The 6,446-nt window shown below is 68.3% G+C and carries 4 protein-coding genes; all 4 read right to left on the bottom strand.

Annotation, left to right across the window (positions count from 1 at the left end; all coding sequences use genetic code 11):
• The coding region (locus Q0588_RS04745) for a hypothetical protein (RefSeq protein ID WP_298744204.1) at positions 1-1,069 on the bottom strand (1,069 nt) is incomplete at its 3' end.
• Positions 1,070-1,078: 9 nt separating this feature from the next.
• Positions 1,079-4,018: a TonB-dependent receptor gene (locus Q0588_RS04740; RefSeq protein ID WP_298744202.1), complete on the bottom strand. Its 2,940-nt coding sequence runs from the start codon at positions 4,016-4,018 to the stop codon at positions 1,079-1,081.
• A gap of 76 nt (positions 4,019-4,094) precedes the next feature.
• Entirely contained in the window at positions 4,095-4,769 is a 675-nt protein-coding gene (locus Q0588_RS04735) for a FecR domain-containing protein (protein WP_298744200.1), read from the bottom strand.
• A gap of 162 nt (positions 4,770-4,931) precedes the next feature.
• Positions 4,932-6,113 carry an IS481 family transposase gene (locus Q0588_RS04730; RefSeq protein ID WP_298744198.1) on the bottom strand — a complete coding sequence of 394 codons (1,182 nt, stop codon included), beginning with the start codon at positions 6,111-6,113 and terminating at the stop codon, positions 4,932-4,934.
• Positions 6,114-6,446 lie beyond the last annotated feature (333 nt).

Genomic DNA, 6,446 nt, shown 5'->3' with positions numbered 1-6,446 from the left:
CGGCGCGGACGCCTCGCAGAATGTCGGCGTCCGAGCCAGGCGACAGCCCCCCCCGGTCGACGGCGACCGCGCCATCGTCGCTGACCTGCATCAGCTGTCCCTCCGTCCAGGTCTCGCCGTCGCGGCGCGCCCAGACGAGAAGCCGATGCGAATCCTCAGACCAGCGCAGCAACTGCGGCGCGATGTCGAGACCGTCCATCGGCCGCGCCGCTTCGCCCGTCGCGAGATCCACGACGGCGAGCCGCTGGCGGGTCGGCCCCTCCGGCAGGGCGACGGAGTCCGGCCGGATGGCCATGCGCTCGCCGCCGATGATCACGGCGATGCGCCGGGCGTCGGGGGAGACGGCGAAGTCCGCGACCCGACCCTGCGCCAGCGTCCGGGCCTCTTCCCTGCCCAGGTCCAGGAGAACCAGGGCCTGAAGGGGGTCCGGCGTTTCCGCAGTCGCGACTCCGTCGCGAGTCTCGATCACCGTGCGCGAGGGCTCAAGACCCTCAGTGGTGCGCGCCCAGGCCTGGGTCGCCCGGGTCTGGCTCTCGCCGTAATACCGAAGAAGCGCCGGCAGGCTGCCCTCGGGCCGGACCATCAGGGCGACCTGATCGTCCGAAACCCATTCGGCCCAGGCACCGGTCAGCGGCATCTCGGGCGTGAGGCCGGTCCAGCGCACCGACCGGTCGGCCAAGGTGACGATCCCGACCTCGAAGCGCGCATCGCGGAAGCGCTGGACAAGCAGCCGCGTCCCCGAGGGCGACCAGGCGCCCCTCAGCAATCCCGGCCCCTCGCCGGGCAGCAGGCGCTCCGGCCGTGCGTCCGGACGTCTCAGGTCGACCAGCCAGAGATCCATAATCGCCCAGGCCGACCTCTGTCCGAAATCGAACCTCGGCGTCGTGTCGTAGGGGCCGCGCTTCTCATAGACGGCCCAGGCCCCGTTCGGCGCGATGGAGGCGCGGCCGAACGATTCCAAGGATACGATATCATCGACGCCGAGCGGCCGGGACTGACCCAGGGCCGGAGACGCAAGGCAGGCGAGCGCCAGGGCCGCCCACAGCAGGCGGTGAACAAATCCCGTCATGACCCGGCCTCACCAGCGCCGGATGAGCTGAAGCGCGACGACACGGCCGAGCAGGCTGGCCTGCCCGGGATCGAACCCGTAGCCGGACGGCGCGTCGTAGAAGGGCGGGGCCTCGTCGAACAGGTTGTGGACGGTAAGCGTCAGCCGCAGGCCGTCGAGCCGGGCCGACGACGGCGTCCAGCTCGCCTGGGCGTCGACCGTGTTCCAGGCGTCGATCCCGGCTCCGACCCGGTCGTGGTAGTCGTCCACATGGTTCCAGTGCAGGCCGAGGCCGAGTCCGCCCCGGGACCAGCTGACCCCGCTACGCGCCCGAAGCCGGACTGGATAGCCGATCAGGCCCGCGACCTGACGGACCGCGGCCGTGGGCGTGGGCCGGGTTTCGTAGTCGAGGATGTAGGACGCCGAAGTCTCGAAGGTGAGCAGACCGTCACCGAGCGGAAGCGGATAGCGGCCGGAGACGTCGAGCCCCCTCACCCGAACGGCGCCGGTGTTGACCCACCGGGCATCAACGATGGCTCCATAGGTCGTCGCCGGATACAGCGACGGAAACCCGGGCAGGGTCGCATAGCTCTCGACCAGGGCCAGGTCCGAGGCGCTGGTCGCGGGGCTCACCACGGTGACGAAGGGCGCGAGCGCCGGATCGCTCAGGACGCCGGCGAGGTTCTCGCTGACCGGCTGGGCGATCCGGTCGGTGAAACGGGTGTCGAAATAGTTGGCGCTGACGTTGAGACCGCCGCGCGGCCGGTAGTCGAACCCCGCCGTCAGGGTCTCGGCCGTCTCCGGCTTCAGGTCCGGATTGCCGCCGACCAGGAACAGCGCCAGCGCCCGGCTCCCGTCCGCCCGGTTCAGGAAGGCGCCGGAGGCGCCCGCCGCGTCGTAGATCTGGGGCAGGGAGGCCGCCCGAAAGGAGGTGCCCCAGGAGGCCCGCAGGCCCCAGTCCTCGGCCGGGGACCAGACAACCCCGACCTTGGGGTTGGTCGTGGTTCCGAAGTCGTCGTATTCCTCGAACCGGCCCGCCAGCGAGATCTCCAGGCTCCGGACGCCGGGCCGGGCGTTGTCGGGACCGATCACCGGAATCCGGACTTCCGTGAAGACGGCGCTGATCGATCGCTCGCGCTGGGGCCTGACGTTGAGGACGGGCGAGACCGTCGCTCCGAACGCCGTCGTCTGGGTGTCGAAGGTTTCCAGCCTGGACTGGGCGCCCAGGGCGATCTGCAGGTCGCCCCCGGGCAGGGTCAGCAACGGGCCCTCAAGCAGAAGATTGGCCGAGGTCGCGCGGCTCCGATCCCTAGCTTCGGAAAAGCCGCTGCCGATGAAGTCCAGGAGGGTGCGCGAATTGGCGGCGCCGTTTCCGAACAGATTGAAATAGCCGTCCACAGCGGCCCGGAACGGCGTCGCCGGATCATCGGGGATGTTTCCCAAAGCCTCGTTCAGAAATCGACTGTTCACCCGGTTGTAGACGCCGAGTTCGCCCCGCTCCTCCGCCAGCGCCAGATAGCCCTCCAGGGACCAGTCCGCAGCGAGCGCATACCGGGTGCCGACGGTGACGCCGAGGCTTTCGGAGACGCCCGTCTGGCGTGTCGCCCCCAAGTCGGCGAGGAAGGAATAGCCGATGGTATGGGACGCCGCACCCGTCGGCGACACGAAGTACGGATTGGCCCGTGTCACGGTGAAGACGCCGGCGCTCGCGGGCCCCGCGATCTCATAGGCCCGTCGATTGTACCGGAGGTCCGCCGACAGATCGGTCCGGTCGCCAAGGGATTGCCGTATGCGGCCATAGGCGCTGTGGCGTTCGATCGCCGGAACGAGATCGGCGCCGAGCGTCGTCGACTGAAGATTGGCCGCGCCCGCGGCGAAATCGCCCGGTCCCTGCGCCGTGCCGCTCGCGTTCGGCCGGATGGCGTACTGCGACACATAGGCCGAAGCCGCCGGGCTGAAGGCCACGATATTGCCCGGCGCGCTGAACAGATTTCGGTGGTCCGTCCCCCCGAACGGGCGCAGGTCGCCGTCAGCGGTATAGGGCCGGTCCAGCGAGTTCAGGGCGTTGGTCGTCTGATATTCGTAGGACAGATAGGCGGAGCCGGACGACCAGGCCCGGCCCGCCAGATGCGAGGCCATGACGTCCTCAGCGCCGCCCTCCGCCGCGGCGACCCGCACACGGCTCTCCTGTCCTTCGAACGACCGGCGCATGATCACATTGGCGACGCCGGCGACGGCGTCGGCGCCATAGAGGGCCGACGCCCCGTCCAGCAGGACATCGACCCGCTCAACCGCCGCCGACGGCAAGGCGGAAACGTCCGCGAACTCGCCGCGGAACCCTGTCCCGGCCAGCCGACGGCCGTTGACCAGAACCAGTGTCGATGCGGGGCCGAGGCCGCGCAGGTTCACACCCGTCGCATAGACGGAATTCGAACCGCCCCTGTCGGAGCCAGCCAGTTGCACGACCGGCGTCGCCGAGCCGGCGTAGTTCTGGGGCAGGTCGGCGAGCGCCTCCGCGACCGTGCCGAACCCCCGCCGATCCAGGGCTTCCCGGTCCAGAACGACAACCGGCGAGGCCAGGTCGCCCGAGGACTTCAGGAGGGTGCCCGTGACCACGACCTCATCCAGCTGGGTCACGGCCTCCGCGGCTTGGGCCGCCGTGCTTGCACGGCGCAGGAAGATGACGCCGGGACGGGTCTCGGACCAGGTCAGTCCCGAACCCGTCAGCAACCGGTCGAGCGCGCTGGCCGGCGCGTACCGTCCGCGCAGCCCCTCGGTTCGCAAACCTGCGACCAGTTCGCCGGAGAAGAAAATCTGCTGATCGGACTGTGTCGCGAAGAGGTTCAGACCATCCCGCAACGATCCGGGCGGGATGTCGAACTCCCGCGTCTCCTGGGCGCAGGCCGTCCCACTGACGGCCAGGGTGCAGGCGACGAACGCGCTGCCGGACAGAAGGCTGAAACGACTCATATCTTGGCTCCCCTCGACGCCACGCGGCGTTCAGAGGAGAGACGGTTCAGACCCCGGGTAACCCCGGAGAGGTTTCTCAATTATTTTTTCGCGCCGTCAGGCGGACGGATCCGTCCGGACCCGGAGAAGCCTCCAGGTCGAACACCTGCGAAGCCGTCGAGACGAAGGCGTCGCGGTCCCCGGTCCTGAAGACCCCGTTGACCGGGACGGCGTCGAGCGACGTGGCGTCCAGTTCGATCTTCGCGGTTAAATACCGGTTCACCTCCGACACGGCCTGGCGCAGCGGCGTGTCACGGAACACGATCCGTCCGTCCGTCCAGCCGGTTTCCGCCTGAACGTCGACCACATCGGTGACGAGGGCTCCGGCGGTCACGCGTGTCTGCTGGCCGGCGGCCATCCGCCGCACCGCCCTCCCCTCGCCTTCCGGCGTCACATCGACCGCTCCCGCCACCAGGGTCACGCGCACCGTCGCTCCATCCCTTCGCACGTCGAACACCGTGCCGATCGCCGTCACCTGTGTCGCGCCCGCGTCGACGATGAACGGACGGTCCCGATCGTGCGCCACGGTGAAGAGCGCCTGGCCGCGCTCCAGATCCACCAGGCGACGATCGTCAGCGAAGCGGACCCTGATCCGCGACGCCGTATCCAGCCGAACCGACGACCCGTCCGCCAACTGGACCAGGCGCTGCTCGCCTACGCCCGTGGCGAAGACGGTCCTGCTCTGCTGCCAGGCCCAGGCGCCGATCGCCAAGGCCGCCGCCGGCAACCCCAAGGCCATCGCGGCGCTGAAGAAGATCGATCTCTCGCCAATCGCTCCCTAGCGCGCGCCCTCCCCCAGGTTGGGGGTGGGGTGGTGCGGTTCCTGCAATTGTCCAGCCGATAGATGGGTGACACTTTGAACCGGATACATGGGTTACAGTTCCTGCTGTTCCGGGTGGTTCGCTGCTGCGCCGGCTGGTTTGGGTTGCGCGGCGCTTGTGCGGACCAATCTCATAGTCTTGCTGTTGATGAAGCCGAGCGGATGGGCATAGAAGCTGAGCGCCCATTTGCCGTCCTCGGTCTCGCTGACGGCGACGGCTTCACCGGCCAGCGTTTCGGAGACATAGACCAGCCCGCCATTCCACTTGATCTCGCCGCTGTGCCGCACCCGGCGCACTGCGGCCTCGGCCGGGTAGTCGGGCTCCGGCATGGTTCTGGGCATGGTGCGTTGCGAGGGCTGGTAGTGCTCGGCCGGGGTGTCCATGTCGAGCGCTTCGTGCGGGCGCACTTGATTATATTGGCGGCGGAAGGCGTCGAAGGCCGCGGCCTGCGCTTTTGTATCGGCTTGCGGCGCCTTGGCCAGCGGCAACATGGTCAGGTGGAAGCGTTCGTGCCGCCCGTTCTGTTGCGGCTTACCCGGCTTGATCCGCTCCAGGATGATGCCGAGCTTGATGAACCGCACTGCCAATGGGGTCAGCCCGGTGACACCTTTGGACGCAAAGGGGGGACCGTTGTCGCTTCGGAACCGGTCGGGCAGGCCGTATTCTTCGAACAACCGCTCGAACACCGGCCAGGCCTGCTCCTCGCCGGTCGAACTCGTCGCCTCCAGCGCCAGCAGGTAGCGGCTCGAGGCATCCATCACCGTCAGCGGCTCGCAGCGCACCCCGTCGCGGGTTCTGAACCAGCCCTTGTGATCGCCGCTCCAAACACTGTTCGGTCCGCTCGGCTCCGGCCAGGGACCATTGCCGGCTGCCCGCCAGCGCCGCCGACGCGGCCCGACCAGACCATGGCGCTTGAGGATCTCGCCGGCCGTCGAGACTGCCGGCCACTGGCACCACGGCTCGTCCCGCTTCAGTCGACCCATGATCTTCTTGGGACCCCAGCTGGGGTTGGCGTGCTTGACCGATACGATCCGCTCAACAAGCTCTGCCGCCGTCGCCCGGCCGTGATGGAGCGGGGCCCGCGGCAGGTCGACCAGACCAGCCCGGCCCAGCGCATCGTAGCGACCCAGCCACTTGTAGCCGGTCTTGCGCGAGATGCCGAACCGCTCACAAAGCTCCGTCACCGTCCAAACGTCCTTCAGCCAATCGTCTATGAACCCATTCCGCTCATCCATCGTGCCAGTCTCTCGCCAAACCATTGCCGGGCCCTCCCGGATGCAAGAAAACTGTCACCCATCTATCCGGTCCACTCCGTTACCCATCTATCCGGTTCGGACAGTCGGCGGTCCCCCTCCCCCGCTTCGCGGGAGAGGACCCCCGACTGCGGCTTTCGCAATACCAACCACCAACAAGCATTAAACGGAGGAGAAAACATGCTTAGGAAACTACTTTTGGCCACCACTGCGCTGGCGTTCAGCCTGGCGCTGCCCGGGCCGGCGATGGCCGAACCCGTGAAGATCCGGATCGTCAGCAAGGACCTACTGACGACCAACCCGCCCGATCTCGCG

Origin of the sequence: uncultured Brevundimonas sp. (genome assembly GCF_937870815.1) — a bacterium.
Lineage (GTDB): Bacteria > Pseudomonadota > Alphaproteobacteria > Caulobacterales > Caulobacteraceae > Brevundimonas.
This window is presented reverse-complemented; position numbering and strand designations above follow the sequence as displayed.